This is a genomic window from Streptomyces sp. MspMP-M5 (assembly GCF_000373585.1).
Lineage (GTDB): Bacteria > Actinomycetota > Actinomycetes > Streptomycetales > Streptomycetaceae > Streptomyces.
The window spans coordinates 178,667-197,113 of the sequence record NZ_KB891855.1 but is presented as its reverse complement, the minus strand read 5'-3'; the positions used below and the strand labels follow the sequence as shown (position 1 = coordinate 197,113).

General features: G+C 71.2%; 18 protein-coding genes. 2 read left to right on the top strand and 16 right to left on the bottom strand.

The window, feature by feature from the left end:
- The first annotated feature begins 30 nt into the window (after nucleotides 1–30).
- Nucleotides 31–882, top strand: a complete 852-nt coding sequence (locus tag B073_RS0106065) for a siderophore-interacting protein (RefSeq protein WP_018537201.1) — start codon at nucleotides 31–33, stop codon at nucleotides 880–882.
- 230 nt (nucleotides 883–1,112) lie between these two features.
- Here B073_RS0106065 and B073_RS0106060 read toward each other — a convergent pair whose 3' ends face one another.
- The 11 genes from B073_RS0106060 to B073_RS0106010 all read right to left on the bottom strand — a co-directional run bounded on the left by B073_RS0106060 (nucleotide 1,113) and on the right by B073_RS0106010 (nucleotide 12,595).
- Complete coding sequence (locus B073_RS0106060; protein ID WP_018537200.1) at nucleotides 1,113–3,929, bottom strand: DEAD/DEAH box helicase; 2,817 nt, start codon at nucleotides 3,927–3,929, stop codon at nucleotides 1,113–1,115.
- A gap of 197 nt (nucleotides 3,930–4,126) precedes the next feature.
- On the bottom strand, nucleotides 4,127–5,080 hold the full coding sequence (tatC, locus tag B073_RS0106055; protein ID WP_018537199.1) for a twin-arginine translocase subunit TatC: 954 nt from the start codon (nucleotides 5,078–5,080) through the stop codon (nucleotides 4,127–4,129).
- A gap of 62 nt (nucleotides 5,081–5,142) precedes the next feature.
- On the bottom strand, nucleotides 5,143–5,439 hold the full coding sequence (tatA, locus tag B073_RS0106050; RefSeq protein WP_018537198.1) for a Sec-independent protein translocase subunit TatA: 297 nt from the start codon (nucleotides 5,437–5,439) through the stop codon (nucleotides 5,143–5,145).
- 205 nt (nucleotides 5,440–5,644) lie between these two features.
- The gene (locus B073_RS0106045) at nucleotides 5,645–5,854 is read right to left on the bottom strand and encodes a hypothetical protein (protein ID WP_018537197.1); all 210 of its coding nucleotides are present in this window, start codon (nucleotides 5,852–5,854) and stop codon (nucleotides 5,645–5,647) included.
- A 90-nt stretch (nucleotides 5,855–5,944) separates the two neighbouring features.
- The gene (locus B073_RS0106040; RefSeq protein WP_018537196.1) at nucleotides 5,945–6,193 is read right to left on the bottom strand and encodes a hypothetical protein; all 249 of its coding nucleotides are present in this window, start codon (nucleotides 6,191–6,193) and stop codon (nucleotides 5,945–5,947) included.
- A gap of 72 nt (nucleotides 6,194–6,265) precedes the next feature.
- Complete coding sequence (locus B073_RS0106035; RefSeq protein WP_018537195.1) at nucleotides 6,266–7,216, bottom strand: helix-turn-helix transcriptional regulator; 951 nt, start codon at nucleotides 7,214–7,216, stop codon at nucleotides 6,266–6,268.
- 14 nt (nucleotides 7,217–7,230) lie between these two features.
- Nucleotides 7,231–8,241 carry a helix-turn-helix transcriptional regulator gene (locus B073_RS0106030; RefSeq protein ID WP_018537194.1) on the bottom strand — a complete coding sequence of 337 codons (1,011 nt, stop codon included), beginning with the start codon at nucleotides 8,239–8,241 and terminating at the stop codon, nucleotides 7,231–7,233.
- A 114-nt stretch (nucleotides 8,242–8,355) separates the two neighbouring features.
- Nucleotides 8,356–8,730 (bottom strand): FKBP-type peptidyl-prolyl cis-trans isomerase, encoded by a 375-nt coding sequence (locus tag B073_RS0106025; RefSeq protein ID WP_018537193.1) that lies wholly within the window; start codon nucleotides 8,728–8,730, stop codon nucleotides 8,356–8,358.
- 69 nt (nucleotides 8,731–8,799) lie between these two features.
- Entirely contained in the window at nucleotides 8,800–9,810 is a 1,011-nt protein-coding gene (locus B073_RS0106020) for an FKBP-type peptidyl-prolyl cis-trans isomerase (protein WP_018537192.1), read from the bottom strand.
- 154 nt (nucleotides 9,811–9,964) lie between these two features.
- Nucleotides 9,965–11,326 carry a Pup--protein ligase gene (gene pafA, locus B073_RS0106015; protein WP_016570833.1) on the bottom strand — a complete coding sequence of 454 codons (1,362 nt, stop codon included), beginning with the start codon at nucleotides 11,324–11,326 and terminating at the stop codon, nucleotides 9,965–9,967.
- A 9-nt stretch (nucleotides 11,327–11,335) separates the two neighbouring features.
- Complete coding sequence (locus B073_RS0106010; RefSeq protein WP_026247107.1) at nucleotides 11,336–12,595, bottom strand: MFS transporter; 1,260 nt, start codon at nucleotides 12,593–12,595, stop codon at nucleotides 11,336–11,338.
- Between the two features lie 126 nt (nucleotides 12,596–12,721).
- Here B073_RS0106010 and B073_RS0106005 point away from each other — a divergent pair, with 126 nt between their 5' ends.
- Nucleotides 12,722–13,813, top strand: a complete 1,092-nt coding sequence (locus B073_RS0106005) for a LacI family DNA-binding transcriptional regulator (RefSeq protein ID WP_018537190.1) — start codon at nucleotides 12,722–12,724, stop codon at nucleotides 13,811–13,813.
- Nucleotides 13,814–13,870: 57 nt separating this feature from the next.
- Here B073_RS0106005 and prcA read toward each other — a convergent pair whose 3' ends face one another.
- The 5 genes from prcA to dop form a co-directional block, all read right to left on the bottom strand.
- Entirely contained in the window at nucleotides 13,871–14,758 is an 888-nt protein-coding gene (prcA, locus tag B073_RS0106000; RefSeq protein ID WP_018537189.1) for a proteasome subunit alpha, read from the bottom strand.
- A 69-nt stretch (nucleotides 14,759–14,827) separates the two neighbouring features.
- A complete protein-coding gene (gene prcB, locus B073_RS0105995) occupies nucleotides 14,828–15,673 on the bottom strand; it encodes a proteasome subunit beta (protein WP_026247106.1) in 846 nt (281 codons plus the stop codon).
- Nucleotides 15,625–16,230, bottom strand: coding sequence for an endonuclease VII domain-containing protein (locus tag B073_RS0105990; RefSeq protein ID WP_037810975.1), 606 nt, complete (start codon nucleotides 16,228–16,230; stop codon nucleotides 15,625–15,627). Before B073_RS0105990 ends, prcB begins: the two co-directional genes overlap by 49 nt.
- A 52-nt stretch (nucleotides 16,231–16,282) precedes the next feature.
- Nucleotides 16,283–16,501 carry a ubiquitin-like protein Pup gene (locus tag B073_RS0105985; protein WP_018537186.1) on the bottom strand — a complete coding sequence of 73 codons (219 nt, stop codon included), beginning with the start codon at nucleotides 16,499–16,501 and terminating at the stop codon, nucleotides 16,283–16,285.
- A 177-nt stretch (nucleotides 16,502–16,678) separates the two neighbouring features.
- Nucleotides 16,679–18,190, bottom strand: a complete 1,512-nt coding sequence (gene dop / locus B073_RS0105980) for a depupylase/deamidase Dop (protein WP_346267773.1) — start codon at nucleotides 18,188–18,190, stop codon at nucleotides 16,679–16,681.
- Nucleotides 18,191–18,447 lie beyond the last annotated feature (257 nt).

The window sequence follows — 18,447 nt, the reverse complement described above, 5'->3', positions numbered from 1 at the left end:
GCCGCCCTCGACCGCGTCAGGGGAGACACCGTGGCAGCAGAGCGACCGGCCCGCAGCACGCCCACACTGCACCGCGCCCGGGTGCGGCGCACCGAGCGGCTCACCCCGCACATGATGCGCGTCGTCCTGGGCGGCGACGGACTGGCCGCGTTCGACGCCGGCGAGTACACCGACCACTACGTCAAGCTGGTCTTCCCGCTGCCGCAGGTCCACTACCCCGAGCCGTTCGACATGGGCCGCATCCGCGCCGAGCTGCCGCGCGACCAGTGGCCCCGGACCCGCACCTACACCGTGCGCGCCTGGGACCCGCGGGCGCGCGAGCTGACCGTGGACTTCGTCGTGCACGGCGACACCGGGCTGGCCGGGCCGTGGGCGCTGGCCGCGCGGCCGGGCGACGAGATCATGTTCCTCGGCCCCGGCGGCGCCTACGCCCCGGACCCGACGGCCGACTGGCACCTGCTCGCCGGTGACGAGAGCGCCCTGCCGGCCCTCGCCGCCGCGCTGGACCGGATGCCGGCGGACGCCACGGTGCACGCCTTCATCGAGGTCGCCGGCCCCGAGGAGCGGCAGGAGCTGACCGCACCGCCCGGCGCCGAGATCACCTGGCTGTACCGCGGCAGTGCCCCGTACGGCCGCGAACTGGTCGCCGCCGTACGGGCGTTGGACTTCCCCGCGGGCCGCGTGCACGCCTTCGTCCACGGCGAGGCGGGCTTCGTCAAGGAGCTGCGCCGGCTGCTCCGGGTCGAGCACGCCGTCCCCCGCGAGGCGCTGTCGATCTCCGGCTACTGGCGCACCGGTCACGACGAGGACGGCTGGCAGGCCGGCAAGCGCGCCTGGAACCAGCAGGTCGAGGCCGAGCAGGAGCCCGCGGCGGCCGCCTGACCCGCCACCCCGCCGGCCCGAGGGCGGCGCGGCTCACGACGAGCCCGCGCCGCCCTTCTCCGTGCCGGCTTCCAGAAGCTCCTGGCCCTCGACGGCGGCGCCGGCGCGATCTGGGCCCAGCTGATCGCCTGGGTCGCATCCGTAACGGCTCTGCTGGCCGCTCCCCCACGGCCGTTGACGCCGGTCGCGCCGCCGCGGAACGCCCCTGCGGCGGCGCGACCGGTGTCCCGTCAGCCGACCGACGAGTACGCCACGACCCCGCGCCGTACGCCGTCCATCGCCTTGCGGGCGGACCGTGCGACCGTGCCGTCGGCCGGTGCCGCCACGGCGATCTGTCCGAGGATGTCGACCAGTTGCTTGCACCAGCGGACGAAGTCGCCGGCCGGCATGTCCGCCTCGCCCAGCACCTCGTCGAGGGCGGCGCCGGAGGCCCAGCGGTACGCGGCCCAGGCGAAGCCCAGATCGGGCTCGCGCTGGCCGACGCCCTCGGCCTGGCTGATCCGGTGCTCCTCCTCCAGGGCGTCCAGCCGGCCCCAGATGCGCACCATCTCCGCCAGGGCGTCCCGCGCCCGGCCGGCCGGCAGCTTGGGCGCCACCGCGTCGTCCGCCTGCCGCGCCTCGTAGACCAGCGCCGAGGCGCAGGCCGCCAACTCGGCGGGCCCGAGGCCCTCCCAGATGCCGTCCCGCAGGCACTCGCTGGCCAGGAGGTCCAACTCGCCGTAGAGCCGGGCGAGTCGGCGGCCCTGGTCGGTGACGGTGTCGCCTTCGAGGTAGTCCAGCTCGGTCAGCAGCGCGCAGATCCGGTCAAAGGTGCGCGCGATGGTGTTCGTGCGGCCCTCGATCCGGCGCTCCAGCTGGCGGGTGTCCCGCAGCAGCCGGTGGTAGCGCTCCGCCCAGCGGGCGTGGTCCTCCCGCTCGTCGCACCCATGGCAGGGATGGGAGCGGATCTCCTTGCGCAGCCGGGCGATCTCGCGGTCGTCGGCCGCCTCCGCACGGGGCCTGCGGTGCCGCGACGGCACCAGATGGCCGGCCTTGGTGCGCAGCGCCGACGCCAGATCGCGGCGCGACTGCGGACTGCGGGCGTTGAACGAGCGCGGGATGCGCATCCGCTCCAGGGCCTCCACCGGCACCGGGAAGTCGATCGAACCGAGCCGCTTGACCTGCCGCTCGGCGGTGAGCACCAGCGGCCGCGGGCCGTCGTGGGCGTCCACGCCGCGGTGACCGTTGCTCCGCCCGGAGGGCATGCCGGGATCCAGCACCAGCGCCAGCCCGGCGTACTTGCCCGTCGGCACATGGATGACGTCGCCCGGCCGGAGCTTCTCCAGTGCCGCCGCGGCCGCGGACCGCCGCTGGACCGCGCCCTGCCGGGCGAGATCGGTCTCACGGTCCTTCAACTCCCGCCGCAGCCGGGCGTATTCCTCGAAGTCGCCGAGGTGGCAGACCATCGCCTCGCGGTAGCCGCTCAGGCCCTCCTCGTTGCGCTGGACCTGGCGGGTGATGCCGACCACCGACTTGTCGGCCTGGAACTGCGCGAACGACATCTCCAGCAGCTCCCGCGAACGGTGCCGCCCGAACTGCGAGACGAGATTGACCGCCATGTTGTACGACGGCTTGAAGGAGGAGCGCAGCGGGTACGTCCGGGTGCCGGCGAGACCGGCCAGCGCGCCGGGGTCCATCCCGCGCTGCCACAGCACCACCGCATGGCCCTCGACGTCGATCCCGCGCCGTCCGGCCCGGCCGGTCAGCTGGGTGTACTCGCCGGGGGTGATGTCGGCGTGCTGCTCGCCGTTCCACTTGACGAGCTTCTCCAGCACCACCGACCGCGCCGGCATGTTGATGCCCAGCGCCAGCGTCTCGGTCGCGAAGACGGCCTTGACCAGGCCCTTGACGAACAGCTCCTCGACGACCTCCTTGAAGGTGGGCAGCATCCCGGCGTGGTGCGCCGCGATGCCCCGCTCCAGGCCCTCCAGCCACTCGAAGTAGCCGAGCACATGCAGGTCGTCGTCCGGGATGCCGGCCGTCCGGGCCTCGACTATCCGGCGGACCTTCTCCCGGGCCTCCGCGTCGTTGAGCCGCAGGCCGGAGTACAGGCACTGCTGGACGGCCCCCTCGCAGCCGGCCCGGCTGAAGATGAAGGTGATCGCCGGCAGCAGCCCCTCGTTGTCCAGCCGCTCGATCACCTCGGGCCGGCTCGGCGTCCAGATCCGGGCGCGCTGCCGCCGCTCCCGCTCGCGATCGGCCTCGCGCAGGGCGCGGCCGCGCCGCTTGTCCCGGCCGAACGTCTGCCGGCTGTTCTCCATCCGCGCCAGCCGCTCCAGGTCGGGGTTGACCTCGCGGCGGCCGCCGGCGGCGCCGTCCCGCTCCTCGAAGAGGTCGTAGATCCGGCGGCCCGCGAGGACGTGCTGCCACAGCGGGACCGGGCGGTGCTCGGAGACGATCACCTCGGTGTCGCCGCGGACGGTGTCCAGCCAGTCGCCGAACTCCTCGGCGTTGGAGACCGTCGCCGACAGGGACACCAGCGTCACCGAGTCCGGGAGGTGGATGATCACCTCCTCCCAGACGGCACCGCGGAACCGGTCGGAGAGGTAGTGCACCTCGTCCATCACCACATAGCCCAGGCCGGCCAGCGACTGCGAGCCGGCGTAGAGCATGTTCCGCAGGACCTCGGTGGTCATCACGACCACCGGGGCCTCGCCGTTGACGCTGTTGTCACCGGTCAGCAGGCCGACCTTCTCGGGGCCGTAGCGCTTGACCAGATCCTGGAACTTCTGGTTGGACAACGCCTTGATGGGCGTGGTGTAGAAGCATTTTCGGCCCTGCGCCAGGGCCAGGTGGACGGCGAACTCGCCGACGATCGTCTTGCCGGATCCGGTGGGAGCGGCGACCAGCACACCCTTGCCCGCCTCCAGGGCCTGGCACGCCTCGATCTGGTACGGATCCAGCTCGAAGTCGTACAGCTCCCGGAACGGCGCGAGTGCGGTGGCCTGCTCCGCCGCGCGGATTTTCGCGGCGGCATAGCGCTCAGCAGGGGACATGTCCTCGGTCATCGTGCTTACGAGCCTACCGGCCACCTCTGACATCGACCGGATCTTTATGGCGGCCCTTTACCCACCGCCGGCGCCCGACGGCACCTCGCCCCGGGCTCCGTCCGCATACGGCGCGGCCCCCGGCTCACAGAGCACGGGGGCCGCGAAATCCGGTCCGCGGTACGTCACTTCACGTGACCTTGCGACTACCCGTCGCCTCAGGTGACGTCGTCGTACCCGCGGCGTCCGCCATCGGCACCGTCGGCGCCCTCCCCGCCGGACTTCTCCGGCAGCATCCGGCTCGGCGCGACCGGCTCGATCGCCTCGACCTCGGACGGGGTCAGGTCGAGCTCGGACGCCTCGTCGTCGGCCAGTGCCCGGTCGGGGTTGGCCAGCCGCCGCCGGCGGTCGTTGAAGAGGCAGATGCCCACGGCGCCGAAATACAGCAGCACGATCGGCGCCGCCAGCAGCGACATGGTCAGCGGGTCACCGGTCGGGGTGGCCACCGCCGCGAAGATCGTGATCCCCATGACCATGAACCGCCACCAGCTCAGCACCCGCTTGCCGGTGAGCACACCGCCGAAGTTCAGCAGCACCAGGAGCAGCGGCAGCTCGAAGGAGAAGCCGAAGACCAGCACCATCCGCGTGACGATGTCGAAGAAGTCGTCGGCCGGGAAGAGATTGGACCAGTCGCCGGGGGTCAGCCCGACCAGGGCACCGGCCGTGGTCGGCAGCACCGCGTAGGCGAGGTAGGCGCCACCGAGGAAGAGCGGCACGCCTGCGCCCACGAAGCCCAGCGCGTACTTCTTCTCGTGCCGGTGCAGACCGGGCGCGAGGAACGCCCAGAGCTGGTAGAGCCACAGCGGGCTGGCGGCGACCAGGCCGACCGTCAGCGACAGCTTGAGCATGATCGTGAACGGCGCGATGAAGCCGTTCGCCACGATCTGCGCGCAGGGGTGGGGGTGCCCGCCACCCGTCGGGCAGCCGACGGCCGCGATGGTCGGCCCCGTGATGAACTGCGCGATCGGCTCGTACTTCCACATGGCGACGGCCGTGACCACGAGGATCGCCAGTACCGATTTCAGCAGCCGGTTGCGCAGCTCACGCAGATGCGCCGCGAGGGGCATCCGCCCCTCGGGGTCCTTCTGCTGATTGCGGGCAGACTTGAGCAACCCACTTCCTCGTCTCGTACGTCAGCCGCACCGACGGCGTCGGCGCGGCCGGATCGGCTCGGTCAGCTCTGGGTGGTGCGGTTCGGCTCGGACACGGGGCGCGAGCTGGCCACGTCACCGGGCGCGGCCTGAATCGTACGAGGGGCCTGCTGGGCGGCGTCGGCGGGCGCCTGCGCCGCACTGCCGTCGGCCGAGCGCTCCGCCTCGCTCTCCTTCTTCATCGCCTTGGCCTCGCTCTTGAGGATGCGGGCCGACTTGCCGAGCGAACGCGCCATGTCCGGAAGCTTCTTCGCCCCGAACAGCAGGAAGATCACGGCGATGATCAGCAGAATCTCGGGGAGCCTCAGGTTGGCTAGCATGTGCGACTACCTTCTCGCCGGGGCGGCGTCTCCTGTGGTGCCTGCCGATGGGGTCGGACTGGCGTCCTGGTGGTCCCTCGATCGTAACGTTCGGCGGTGAACGTCCGGCAATCCCCGTGCATCCTGTGGATTGCCCGCGCCGCCTCATCGTTCGAACCGTTGAGCAGCCTACCTTCCGGACGACCCCGACAGCAGAGCGCCGCCCTCAGGTCCGGTCGCGTGCCACGTCGTGGAGCCGCGAGGCGAGCGGCACCGCGGCCCGCTCCAGATCCTCCGTGGCCCGCTGGATCCGCGCGGTCGCCGTGCCCACCTCCCGGGCCAGCCGCCGCACCTCCGCGAAGACGCGGACGGCGAGGACGCCGAGGACGGCGATCCCCAGGAAACCGAGGGCGACAGCGAGCATGGGCCAGAACATGGGACGAGCCTATCGGGCCACCCGGCCCGGCCCGGACGGCCCGGCGGCCGGCGCGCTACGCGCCACGCGATGACGCAGCCCGGCCGGCGGTCAGCCGATGTGCAGCCGCAGCGTGCGCACCCCGCCGCCGGTCAGCAGCTCCACGATCCGCTCCCCGGCCGGCTTGCGCACCGCGCGCCCGCAGTCGGGGCAGGTGAAGGCGTAGAAGGTGGTGCTGCGGCTGGCGCCGATGGCCAGCCGGAAGGCGTCCGAGGCCAGCTCGAAGCACCCCCGGCACTCCGGGCAGGCCGCCTTGAAGAACACCGGAGCGGCCATGTCCGCCAGAGTGGTCGTCGCCATCGTGGTCGTCATCCTTCGCTGCCTTCTCCTACGGTCATCGGTGCGCCGGCCCGCCTCCGGGGCGGGCCGGCCTCACTCGCCGTACGCCGCAAGCGCCTGCCGGGCGGCCTCCCGGGCGCTCGCCGCCAGCGCCGGCGGTGACACGATCCGGCCGTCCCGGCCCAGCCGCAACGCCAGCCGCCGCAACGACGCCGGATCGGGCGTGCGCAACGTGATCCGCAGGCCCCCGTCGGGGAGTTCCTCGGCACTGTCGTGCGGGTAGTACTCGGCGACCCAGCGCCCGCCGGGCCCCACCTCGACGGCGACCTCGGGATCCTCGGCCGCGGGCTGCACCAGCCCCTCGGAGAGGTCGCGCAGCTCGACCGGCGGCGGGTCGGCGGGCGCGTCCAGCAGCCTGATCTCGGCGACCCGGTCGAGCCGGAAGGTGCGCCGGGCCTCGGAGAGCCGGCACCACGCCTCCATGTAGGTGTGGCCGACTGCGAACAGCCGGATCGGGTCCACCTCACGCTCGGTCAGCTCGTCACGGGCCGGCGAGTAGTACCGCAGCCACAGCCGGCGCCGCTCGGCGATGGCGCGGTCCACATCGGCGAAGACCCCGCCCTCCGACTCGAAGGTCACCGACAGCCGGGAGCTGGCCCCGGCCGCCTCCCCGGCCGCCGCCTCCAGCTTGGCGGTGGCCCGCAGCAGCGCCTGCCGGTCGCCCTCGCGCAGCCCCGGGAGGGTGGCCACCGCACGGGCCGCGACCAGCAGCGCGGTGGCCTCGTCGGCGGCCAGCCGCAGCGGCTCGGCGACATCGTCGGGGTTGTGCCACCAGATCCGGTCGCCGTCGGTGTCGATGTCCATCAGATCGCCGCCGCGGAAGCTCGTCCCGCACATCGGCAGCACGTCGAGGTCGGCGATCAGCTCGTCCTCGGAGATGCCGAAGGCACGGGCGACGTCCTCGACGCGGGCGCCGGGGCGCTCGCGCAGATACGTCACCAGCGACAGCATCCGGCGGGTCTGGTCGATCGCGTTCGCAGCCATGTTCCGTGCCCCTCTCAGCCCTTGGCCACCGCGCGCAGCCGGTCGACGACCTCGGCCCGCAGCTCCGCCGGCGCCAGCACGACCACGTCCGGCCCGAACTCCACCAGCCAGGCGTCGAGTCCGTGCCCGTAGGGGATCTCCAGCTCGTCCCAGTCGCCGTCCAGCTCGCGGACGGCCAGCGCACGGGCCCGCAGCGGATAGCCGTGCCCGGTGCGGAGCTTGATCCGCGCGGTACCGGTGGCGGTCTCCCCCGCCCAGCGCTCGACGGTCTCGCGGACGGTGACGTGGTCGGGCACCGGCGCGGTGAACTTGCCTTGCCGGGAACGGACCTTGCCGGTGATCCGGGAGAGCCGGAAGACCCGCTCGGCGCCGCGGTCCCGGTCCCAGCCGGCGACGTACCAGTGGCCGCGCCAGCACTCCAGGATCCAGGGCTCGACGTGCCGCGGCTCGGGATGGGCGGCGTTGGACTTGCGGTAGTCGAAGACGACCGGGCGGCGGTCCCGGCACGCCAGCATCAGCGGTTCGAACGCCGCCTCATGGGTGGGGATACGGGGCTCCAGCGCGCTGTGCGGCGGCCCGGCGTCCGGCTCGTCGGGCTCCCCGGCGAGCGGCATCCCCGCCGCCCGCAGCTTCTGCAGCGCGCCGCTGGCCGCACCGGCCAGCCGGGCCTGCTGCCAGACCTTGGCGGCCAGTCCGAGGGCCGCGGACTCCTCGGCGTCCAGGGTGATCGGGGGCAGCCGGTTGCTGTCGCGGCGGGCCAGATAGCCCACCTCGCCGTCGATGCCGTCCACGGTCTCGATGACCAGGCCCAGCTCGCGCAGGTCGTCCTTGTCCCGCTCGAACATCCGGTTGAAGGCGTCGTCACCGGCGCTGCCGCCCGACCCGAAACCCGCCCCCGCGCCCGGCCCGAACGCCTCGACGTACGCCTCGATGGACGACCGCAGCTCGTGCTTGGTCAGCGGGCGTCGCGTCCCCAGCAGGCACAGCGCCAGATTCATCAGCCGCTCGGCCTTGGCAATCGCCATCGACGCCCTTTCTCGTTCGGCTCCCAACGGGTGACCGTACCGCCCTGGGTGCGTCCGGCAAAAGCGGAGGGTCCGTGCCGGCCGGCACGGACCCTCTCGGCGTCGTACGAGGTCTCAGACGGAGACCAGGTCGCACACGAAGATCAGCGTCTCGTCGGGCGCGATCCGGCCACCGCCGGCGCCGCGCTCACCGTAGGCGAGGTGCGGCGGGATGGTCAGCCGGCGACGGCCGCCCACCTTCATGCCCTGCACACCCTGGTCCCAGCCCTGGATGACCTGGCCGGCGCCCAGCTGGAACTGGAGCGGCTTGCCGCGGTTCCAGCTCGCGTCGAACTCCTCACCGGTGCTGAAGGAGACGCCGACGTAGTGCACGGAGACCATGTCCCCGGCCTTGGCGACCGGCCCGTCGCCCTCCCACAGGTCCACGATCTCCAGGTCGGTGGGGACCGGGCCCTCGGGGAAGTCGATCTCGGGCTTGTCGATGCTCACGAATGTGCTCCTACTTGCGAATCTTTTCGATTTACCGGGCCAGTCTTGCAGATCCGCGGGGCCGCCCGGTCAGACCGTGCCGACGATGTCGACCACGAAGACCAGGGTGTTCTTCGCCAGCTCGTGCTGCGGGCTGGCGCCGTAACCCAGCTTCGGCGGGATCACGATCTCCACCCGGTCCCCGACGTGCTTGCCCACCAGCGCCTGGTCCCAGCCCTGGACGACCTGCCCGGTACCGATCTGGAAGGCCGTCGCACCGCCGTGGTCCCACGACGAGTCGAACTTCTTCCCGTCCTCCCACTTCACCCCGGTGTACTGGGCGATCAGACCGTCACCGGCCTTCACCTCCGGACCCTTGCCCTTGATCAGCACCTGCTGCTTGAGGTCGGTGGGCGCCTTCTCCCCCTTGGGGACGGTGATCGCGGCGGCCTTGTCGTCCGCGGCCTTGACCTCCGGCATCCCGTCCTCCGGCGCCGCCTGGCTGCCCTCGGCCTTCGCCTTCTTGTCCACCTTCTTCGCGCCGACCACGTCGACGACCCAGACCAGACCGTCCTCCGGCTTGATCCCCGACTGGGGGTTCAGGCCCTCGCCGATCAGCGCCTTGGCGGTGCCCTCGACCTCGAACCGGCCGCCGACCTTCTGCCCGGCCGCGGCCGTCAGCACCTTCGGCGGCAGCATCTGCTGCGTCAGCTGGTCGGTGACCTCGGTGACGACCTGGGTACGCGGGCCACCCGGCTTCGCGCCCGGCTGCGGCGTCCAGCTGCTGCCGAGGTTCTGGCCCTTCATCGTCTGCGCGGAGAAGTCCAGCCGCACCAGATCACCCTTGTTCACGACCGCGCCCTTGCCCTCGGCCAGGGTCTTGGTGACGGCCTTGTCCGCCGGCTTGGCGTCCTTGGGCACGGAGATCGTCGGCTTCGCACCGGGCTTGCCCGTCACCTTGGCGACCGCCGCGTCGGAGGTCGCGCCGTCGTCGGACCCGCAGGCGGCGGTGAGGAGCAGAACGGGCACCGCCAGCGCGGCAGCGGCGGCACGGCGGGTGTGCGTGGCGAAGGGGCGGCGCCCCCCGGAAGAATTCAGCATCTGTCCAACTCGGGCTCGTGGGGAAGGTGGGCAATGCCCGCCACTCTACGACCTGTCGCTGTGGCCGCCTCCGGTGAACACAGCAGGCCGCCACGACACGACGATGCGCCGAGAGCATTCACGCTCCCGGCGCATCCGCACGCATTCCGGACGCTCACATCCCGGCGATCAACTTCTCCACCCGATCATCGACGGAACGGAACGGGTCCTTGCACAGGACCGTCCGCTGCGCCTGGTCGTTCAGCTTCAGATGAACCCAGTCGACCGTGAAATCACGGCGCTGTTCCTGGGCCCGGCGAATGAAGTCCCCGCGCAACCGCGCACGCGTCGTCTGCGGCGGCACCGACTTGCCCTCGAAGATCTTCAAGTCGTTGCAGATCCGCGCCGCTTGCCCCTTCCGCTCCAGGAGGTAATAAAGCCCCCGACGGCGGTGGATGTCGTGATACGCGAGGTCTATCTGCGCCACCCGCGGATGGGACATGCTGATGTTGTGCTTCGCGCGGTAACGCTCGATGAGCTGATGTTTCATCACCCAGTCGATCTCGGTCGCGATCCGGTCCAGTTCCTGGTCCCGGACCGCTTCCAGAGTGCGCCCCCACAACTCCAGGACACGCTCGACCGTACCGGTACGGATTCCGCGGCGATCGCAGAAATCGACGGCCTTTTCGTAGTATTCCTGCTGCACTTCGAGCGCCGACGCCTCACGCCCGCTGGCCAGCCGCACCTTGCGCTGACCGGTGGTGTCATGGCTCACCTCACGGATCGCCCGGATCGGGTTCTCCAGCGTCAGATCGCGCATGACGGTGCCCGCCTCGATCATCCGCAGCACCAGATCCGTGGCCCCGACCTTCAGCATCATCGTGGTCTCGGACATGTTGGAGTCACCGACGATGACGTGCAGCCGGCGGTAGCGCTCGGCGTCCGCGTGCGGTTCGTCCCGGGTGTTGATGATCGGCCGGGACCGGGTGGTCGCCGACGAGACGCCCTCCCAGATGTGCTCGGCGCGCTGGCTGACGCAGTAGACCGCACCGCGCGGCGTCTGCAGCACCTTGCCGGCGCCGCACAGCAGCTGCCGGGTGACCAGGAACGGAATGAGGATGTCCGCGAGCCGGGAGAACTCACCGTGCCGGGCCACGAGATAGTTCTCATGGCAGCCGTAGGAGTTTCCCGCCGAATCGGTGTTGTTCTTGAAGAGATAGACGTCGCCCGCGATTCCCTCCTCGTGCAGGCGGCGTTCGGCGTCGACGAGCAGACCTTCGAGAATGCGTTCGCCGGCCTTGTCGTGAGTGACCAGCTCGGTCACGTTGTCGCACTCGGGAGTTGCGTATTCCGGGTGTGACCCCACGTCCAAGTACAGGCGCGCGCCGTTCCGCAGGAAGACATTGCTGCTGCGGCCCCATGACACGACACGGCGGAAGAGGTACCGCGCCACTTCGTCAGGCGACAGTCGGCGCTGTCCCCTGAACGTGCACGTGACGCCGTACTCGTTCTCCAGCCCGAAAATGCGGCGGTCCATGACTGAACATTACGCCTGATGGCCTGCTCTGAAACCGGGTTCGACGGCCCCGTTTCGATCATTTTCCGCCCGGACCGCACCCACGGCGGGCACCACCGGATCCCCGAGCAATCGCTTCATCGACAAAAGCACCACCAGCGCGGCCACTCCGGAGGCACCCGCGACCGCGAACCCCGCCGCCGGCCCACCCCCCTCCAGCGCCGGCCCGGCCACCGAAGCCCCCACCGCCGAACCCACACCGAACGTCGTCACCAGCCACGAGAACGCCTCCGTCACCGTCCCCGCCGGCGCATGCCGGTCCACCACCACGAACGCACAGGCCAGCGCCGGCGCCAGGAACACCCCGGCAAGCCCGCTGAGCACCGTCATCCCCACCACCCCGGGCACCAGGAACAGCGGCAGATAGCCCAGCGCCAGCAGCGCCACCAACAGCCGCAGCCGGGACTCCGGACGCCCCGGCCACTGCCTGGCCCCGTAGACCAGACCACCGGCCAGCGCGCCCACACCGAGCGCGGAGAGCAGCCAGCTGGAGACCATCCCGCCGCCGTGCCCGTCGGCATACCCGACCGCCGCCACCCCGATCGACCCCAGCGCCAGCCCCACGAAGAAGAACGCACCGATCAGCACCAGCATCCCGGCCGACCGCAACGCACCCAGCCAGTGCGCCTCCCGGGGCGCGCTGCGCCACTCCCGCGACGGCGCGGAGACCACGACCGAGAGCGCGCCGAGCACCCCGATCGCGTTGATCACCAGCAGCGCCGCCCCGGGCGACCAGGCTGCCACGCACAGCGTGACCAGCAACGGCCCGACCGCGAACATGACTTCCTGCGCCACCGCGTCGAGCGCGTACGCGGCATGCACCCGATCCGCCCGCCGGAGCACCACCGGCCACAGCGCCCGCAGCCCGCCCTCCAACGGCGGGGTGAAGAACCCGGCGATCGCCACGGCCAGGCAGGCGGCCCACCGCGGCGCCACCCCGACGGCGGCCAGCAGCGCCATGCCCAGCGCGGAGACCACCGAGGCGGGCAGCATCACCCGCGGCTGCCCGTGGACGTCCACCGCGCGGCCCAGCAGCGGCTGGCCGAGGGCGGTGCAGACGCCGTAGACGGCGGAGAGCGCGCCGGCCAGGGCGTAACTGCCGCCCTGGGCCCGCACGAAGAGGACCAGCGCCAGCGGCGCGGTGGCGTTCGGCAGCCTGCCGACCAGGGTCCCGGTCAGCAGCCGGGCGGCATACCGGGTCCTGAGCAAATCCGCATATCCCGCGGCCACCGCTGCCCCTCTCCGCCCGGTCCGGCACCCCGGGACGTGTTACGTATAACGTCCGCCGTCATACGTACCATGGCGGCAACCCGCAGGTCCACCCCCGCAGCGCCGGCCCAAGGAGAGACGCACCCGGTGACCAGCCACAAGGCCGCCGCCCCACCGCCCCCGGAAGGCACCCCCGGCCGGCCCACCACCCGAATCACCAGCCGCGACGTCGCCCGCGCCGCCGGCGTCTCCCAGGCCGCGGTCTCCCTCGTCCTCGGCGACAAATGGCGCGGCCGGGTCTCCCCCGGCAAGGCCGACGCCGTCCGCGCCGCCGCCCGCGAGCTGGGCTACCGCCCCAACCTCGCCGCCCGCAGCCTGCGCACCGGCCGCACCCGCACCACCCTGCTCGTGGTCCCCGCCCTCACCACCGAATTCTTCGCACGCGTCTACACCGGAGCCGCCCGGATCGCCGCCGACCACGACTTCGGCGTCGTCCTCTACCCCTCCCCCCAGGGCATCGGCCCGGCCCGCGACCCGTTCGCCTCCGCCTCCGCCGCCCTCGACGGCGTCATCGCCTCCTCCATGGCGGCCGACGCCCTCACCGCACTGCGCACCGCCGGACTGCCACTGGTCATGCTCGACAGCGACCCCGGCGACACCGCCGCCTCGGCCACCGTGAACCTCGACATCGCCGACGGCGTACGGCAGTTGGCCACCCACCTCACCGGCCTCGGCCACCGCCGGATCACCCACCTCGCGGCCGACATCGACTCCTGGACCTTCGCCGTCCGCGCCCGCACCCTCGCCGACGCCCTGGCCGGCGTCCCGGACGTCGTGCTGCGCCGCGTCCCCACCGCGCTGGGCGTCGACGCCGGACTGCGCGCCGCCCACACCGCGCTGACCGCCCCCGGCCCCCGCCCCACCGCCCTGCTCTGCGACGACGACATCATCGCCGCCGGCGCCTGCAAGGCCGTCCGCCGCCTCGGCCTGCGGATCCCCGAGGACATCTCGGTCACCGGCTACGACGACCTCGCCCTCGCGGTCGCCGTGGAACCGGAACTGACGACCGTTCGACTCCCCGCCGAGGAGTTCGGCGAGGCCGGACTACGGGCCCTGATGGCCGTCCTGGACGGCGTCCCGGCCGACGCCACCACCCTCCCCGTCACCCTCGTCCCACGCGGCTCCACGGCACCGCCGCCGGACGCCGCCCCGCACAACACCGCGCGCCCCGGCGGGTGATGACCCACCGGGGCGCGCGATCCGGGCAACCCGCCCGGAAACGGAATATCGCGATCCTCAGTCGTCCGCGGAACCGGACTCCGGCTCGCCACCGTCCGCATCCGCCGCGCCGGAACCGTTCTTCCCCGCGGCCGAGCCCTTGCCGGCGCCCTTGCCGGCGCCCTTGCCGTTCCCACCGGCCGCGGAGGCACCCGAGGACTCCCCCGCATCCCCCGCGGGCGCGCCCTTCTCCCCCGCCGCGGCCGCCGGCTCCTCCAGCAGCCGGGACAGCTGACGCCCCAGGATCCGCTTGAACTTCCGCTTCTGCGGGCGGGTACGGTCCAGCACCGCGACCTCGAGATGCTCGGCGGTCAGCGTCCGCTCGCCGCCGTTGGTGTCCCGGGCGAGCGAGTCGACCGCCAGCCGCAGCGCCTCCGCCAGCGTCATCCCCTCCCGGTGCCGCTGGTCGAGATAACTGCTGATCTGGTCGGCGTTGCCGCCCACCGCGACCGAACCGTGCTCGTCCACGATGGAACCGTCGTGCGGCAGCCGGTAGATCTGGTCGTCCTCGGGTCCGGTGCCGACCTCGGCGACGATCAGCTCGACCTCATACGGCTTCTCGGCCGCACTGGAGAAGATCGTGCCGAGCGTCTGGGCGTAGACGTTGGCCAGCCCGCGGGCGGTCACGTCCTCCCGGTCGTAGGTGTAACCGCGCAGATCGGCGTAACGGACGCCGCCGATCCGGAGGTTCTCGAACTCGTTGTACTTGCCGACCGCCGCGAAGGCGATCCGGTCGTAGATCTCGCTGACCTTGTGCAGGGCCCGGGAGGGATTCTCGGCGACGAAGAGCACGCCGTCGGTGTACTGCAGCACCACGACGCTGCGGCCGCGCGCGATGCCCTTGCGGGCGTACTCGGCGCGGTCGGCCATGGCCTGCTGGGGTGAGACATAGAACGGCGTCGACACCGGCTATCCGTCCCTTCCTGTCAAAAGCTCTCTCGCTGTCTGGGGGCGCACCGCAAATCATCCGCCCCGTCAGAGCAGCGCGGCGCGCGGGCCGTCGGGCTGGTCGAGGCGGCGCTCGTGCACGGCGCGGGCGATCTCCGAGACCTCGGCCTCGGTCAGCCTCTTGAAGCCCTCTTCGGTGATCACCGTGACGATCGGGTAGATCCGCCGCGCCATGTCCGGCCCGCCGGTCGCCGAGTCGTCGTCGGCGGCGTCGAAGAGCGCCTGGACGACGGCGGTGGCGGCCTGATGCTCCGTGAAGTCCTCCCGGAACAGCTTCTTCAGCGCACTGCGCGCGAAGACCGAGCCGGAGCCGGTGGCCGCGAACCCGTGCTCCTCCGAACGCCCGCCGGTGACGTCGTACGAGAAGATCCGGCCCTTCTCGCGGTCGAGGTCGTAGCCGGCGAACAGCGGCACCACGGCGAGGCCCTGCATGGCCATCCCGAGGTTGCCGCGGATCATCGTGGAGAGCCGGTTCGCCTTGCCCTCCAGGGAGAGTTGGGCCCCCTCGACCTTCTCGAAGTGCTCCAGCTCCAGCTGGAACAGCTTGACCATCTCGATGGCGAGACCAGCGGTTCCGGCGACGCCCACTGCGCTGTACTCGTCCGCCGGGAAGATCTTCTCCATGTCGCGCTGGGCGATGACGTTGCCCATCGTCGCCCGGCGGTCACCGGCGAGCACCGCGCCGCCGGGGAACGAGACCGCCACGATCGTCGTGCCGTGCGGGGCCTCGAAGGCACCCTGCACGGTCGGCAGCGGGCGCTTGCCCGGCAGCAGCTCGGGCGAGTGCTCACTGAGAAAGTCCATGAACGAGGACGATCCGGGCGTCAGGAAGGCAGCCGGTAGACGCCCGGTGCTTCGAGTATTGGCTTCCACACGTTTCCTTCCAGATACTCGGCCGCGCGCCTCAAGACGTCCGGCCGATCCTTGAATTGGCCCAAGGCGGCGTTGCAGCTGAAGCACAGTACGCCTCGGACTTTACCCGTCTTGTGATCGTGATCCACATGCGCGGCGTCGGCTTCCAGGCAGATCACGCAGAGCCCCCACTGCTCCTTGACCAGAGCATCGCGCTCGGCTTCGGTGATGCCGTATTGGCGCTTCAGGTGATCCTGGCGCCCCTGGACCGCCCGGCATGCCTTGCAGCGGGTCGACAAGCCGTCCGGCGCCGTGGCGTTGCGATGCCATGCACTGTGCGGCTTGACCGCACCGCATGTCCGGCAGAGCTTGTGGCCGGCCGGGACGTCCACCTGCTCCCGGACCTGCTTTCCCATCGCCACCCGGCGGCGCCGGTAGCGCGCGGCACTGTACTCCGCCACGCACTCCCGGCACCGCACCTGGAGACCATCACGCCGGTTCTTGTCCCGCGCAAATGCCGCGGCGGACAGGTCCCGCTTGCAGCCCGTGCACTGCTTCGCGCCTGGCTCCTCAGCCACTCCGAATCCCCCCGATTCCTTCAGTTCGAAGGTAATAACCCTCCCGCGACCCCTATTCTCCGCCTTTTTGCACGAAGGAACGCACGAAATCCTCGGCATTCTCCTCAAGTACGTCATCGATTTCGTCCAGAACGGAGTCCACGTCGTCGTTCAGCTTCTCCTGGCGTTCCTTGAGGTCGTCCGAGACCTGCGCGTCCTGGGTCTGCTCCTCGACCTCTTCGGTCGACCGGGTGGCCCGCTGCTGTCCGCCGCCGCTGTCCTTGGTCGCCATATCCCTCACCCCGCTCGGTTTGCCCCGCTCGATGTGACCTTCAAGATCCGACCCTACAAGCAGGGTCCGACATCGGCCCTGCACTTGCTGCAACGCCCGGGAGTCACCTCGATGATTCCCGCGGCGCGGCCTTTTCAGCCGTCGATCACGACGGAATTGCCATGAACCTGCCCCGCTTCAGCGCCCGGACAACGTCCTGACCAGCTCTTCCGCCGTCCGGCAGCGATCCAGGAGTTCCTTCACGTGCTTCCGGGTCCCGCGCAGCGGCTCCAGCGTGGGCACCCGTTGCAGGGAGTCACGGCCGGGCAGGTCGAAGATGACCGAATCCCATGAGGCGGCGGCCACGTCGTCGGCGTACTGCTCCAGGCAGCGGCCGCGGAAGTAGGCCCTGGTGTCCTCCGGAGGCTTCAGCTCGGCCCGTTCCACCGCGGTCTCGTCCAGCAGCCGCTGCATCCTGCCGCGGGCGGCCAGGCGGTTGTAGAGGCCCTTCTCGGTGCGTACGTCGGCGTACTGGAGGTCGATGAGGTGCAGCCGGGCGGAGTCCCAGTCCAGGCCGTCACGGCGGCGGTAGCCCTCCATCAGCTCCCGCTTGGCGACCCAGTCCAGCTCGCCCGACAGGCTCATCGGGTCGTTCTCCAGCCGGCCCAGCACGTCCTCCCAGCGGGAGAGCACGTCCCGGGTCTGCTCGTCGGCGTCCGCGCCGTAGCGGTCCTCGACGTACTTGCGGGCCAGCTCGAAGTACTCCATCTGGAGCTGTACCGCGGTCAGTGTGCGGCCGCTGCGGAGCGTGATCAGGTGGCGCAGCGACGGGTCGTGGGAGACCTGGTGGAGGGTGCGTACGGGCTGGTCGACGGCGAGGTCGACGGCGATGAAGCCGTCCTCGATCATGGACAGCACCAGTGCCGTGGTGCCCAGCTTGAGGTACGTCGAGATCTCGGAGAGGTTGGCGTCGCCGATGATCACGTGCAGCCGGCGGTATTTCTCGGCGTCGGCGTGCGGTTCGTCGCGGGTGTTGATGATGGGCCGCTTGAGGGTCGTCTCCAGGCCGACCTCCACCTCGAAGTAGTCGGCGCGCTGGCTGATCTGGAAGCCGTGTTCGTGGCCGTCCTGGCCGATGCCGACGCGTCCGGCGCCGGTGACGACCTGCCGGGAGACGAAGAACGGCGTGAGGTGGCGCACGATGTCCGAGAACGGGGTCTCCCGTTTCATCAGGTAGTTCTCGTGCGTCCCGTAGGAGGCGCCCTTGTTGTCGGTGTTGTTCTTGTAGAGGTGGATGGGCTGGGCGCCGGGGACCTGGGCGGCGCGTTCGGCGGCCTCGGCCATGATCCGTTCGCCGGCCTTGTCCCAGAGGACGGCGTCCCTCGGATTGGTGACCTCGGGGGCGCTGTACTCGGGGTGGGCGTGGTCGACGTAGAGCCTGGCGCCGTTGGTGAGGATGACGTTGGCCAGGCCGATGTCCTCGTCGGTGAGCTGGCTGGAGTCGGCGGCCTCGCGGGCGAGGTCGAAGCCGCGGGCGTCCCGCAGCGGGTTCTCCTCCTCGAAGTCCCAGCGGGCACGTCGTGCCCGGTGCATCGCGGCCGCGTAGGCGTTGACGACCTGGGATGAGGTGAGCATGGCATTGGCGTTCGGGTGGCCGGGGACGGAGATCCCGTACTCCGTCTCGATTCCCATTACTCGCCGTACGGTCATGCGGCCCTCCTTGCCCGGCGGCGCCCCAGGGTGGGGCGGGCGCTCCTCAACCGCTGCGCTTCCGGTCCGTGTCCGGCCCCCGCGCCCGCACAGTGGGACACAGCGGTACCGAAGAGCCTAGAACGCCTTTGCGGCGCTGGGGAGATCATTACAGTCATTGCTCCGTCCGGTTTTCCCTGTTCCGTCGCCGGTTCGCCGGGGCGGTGGGTCGCCCCCGGAAAAGCGTCCGGCTGCGGACGCCCCGTGCAGGACATCCG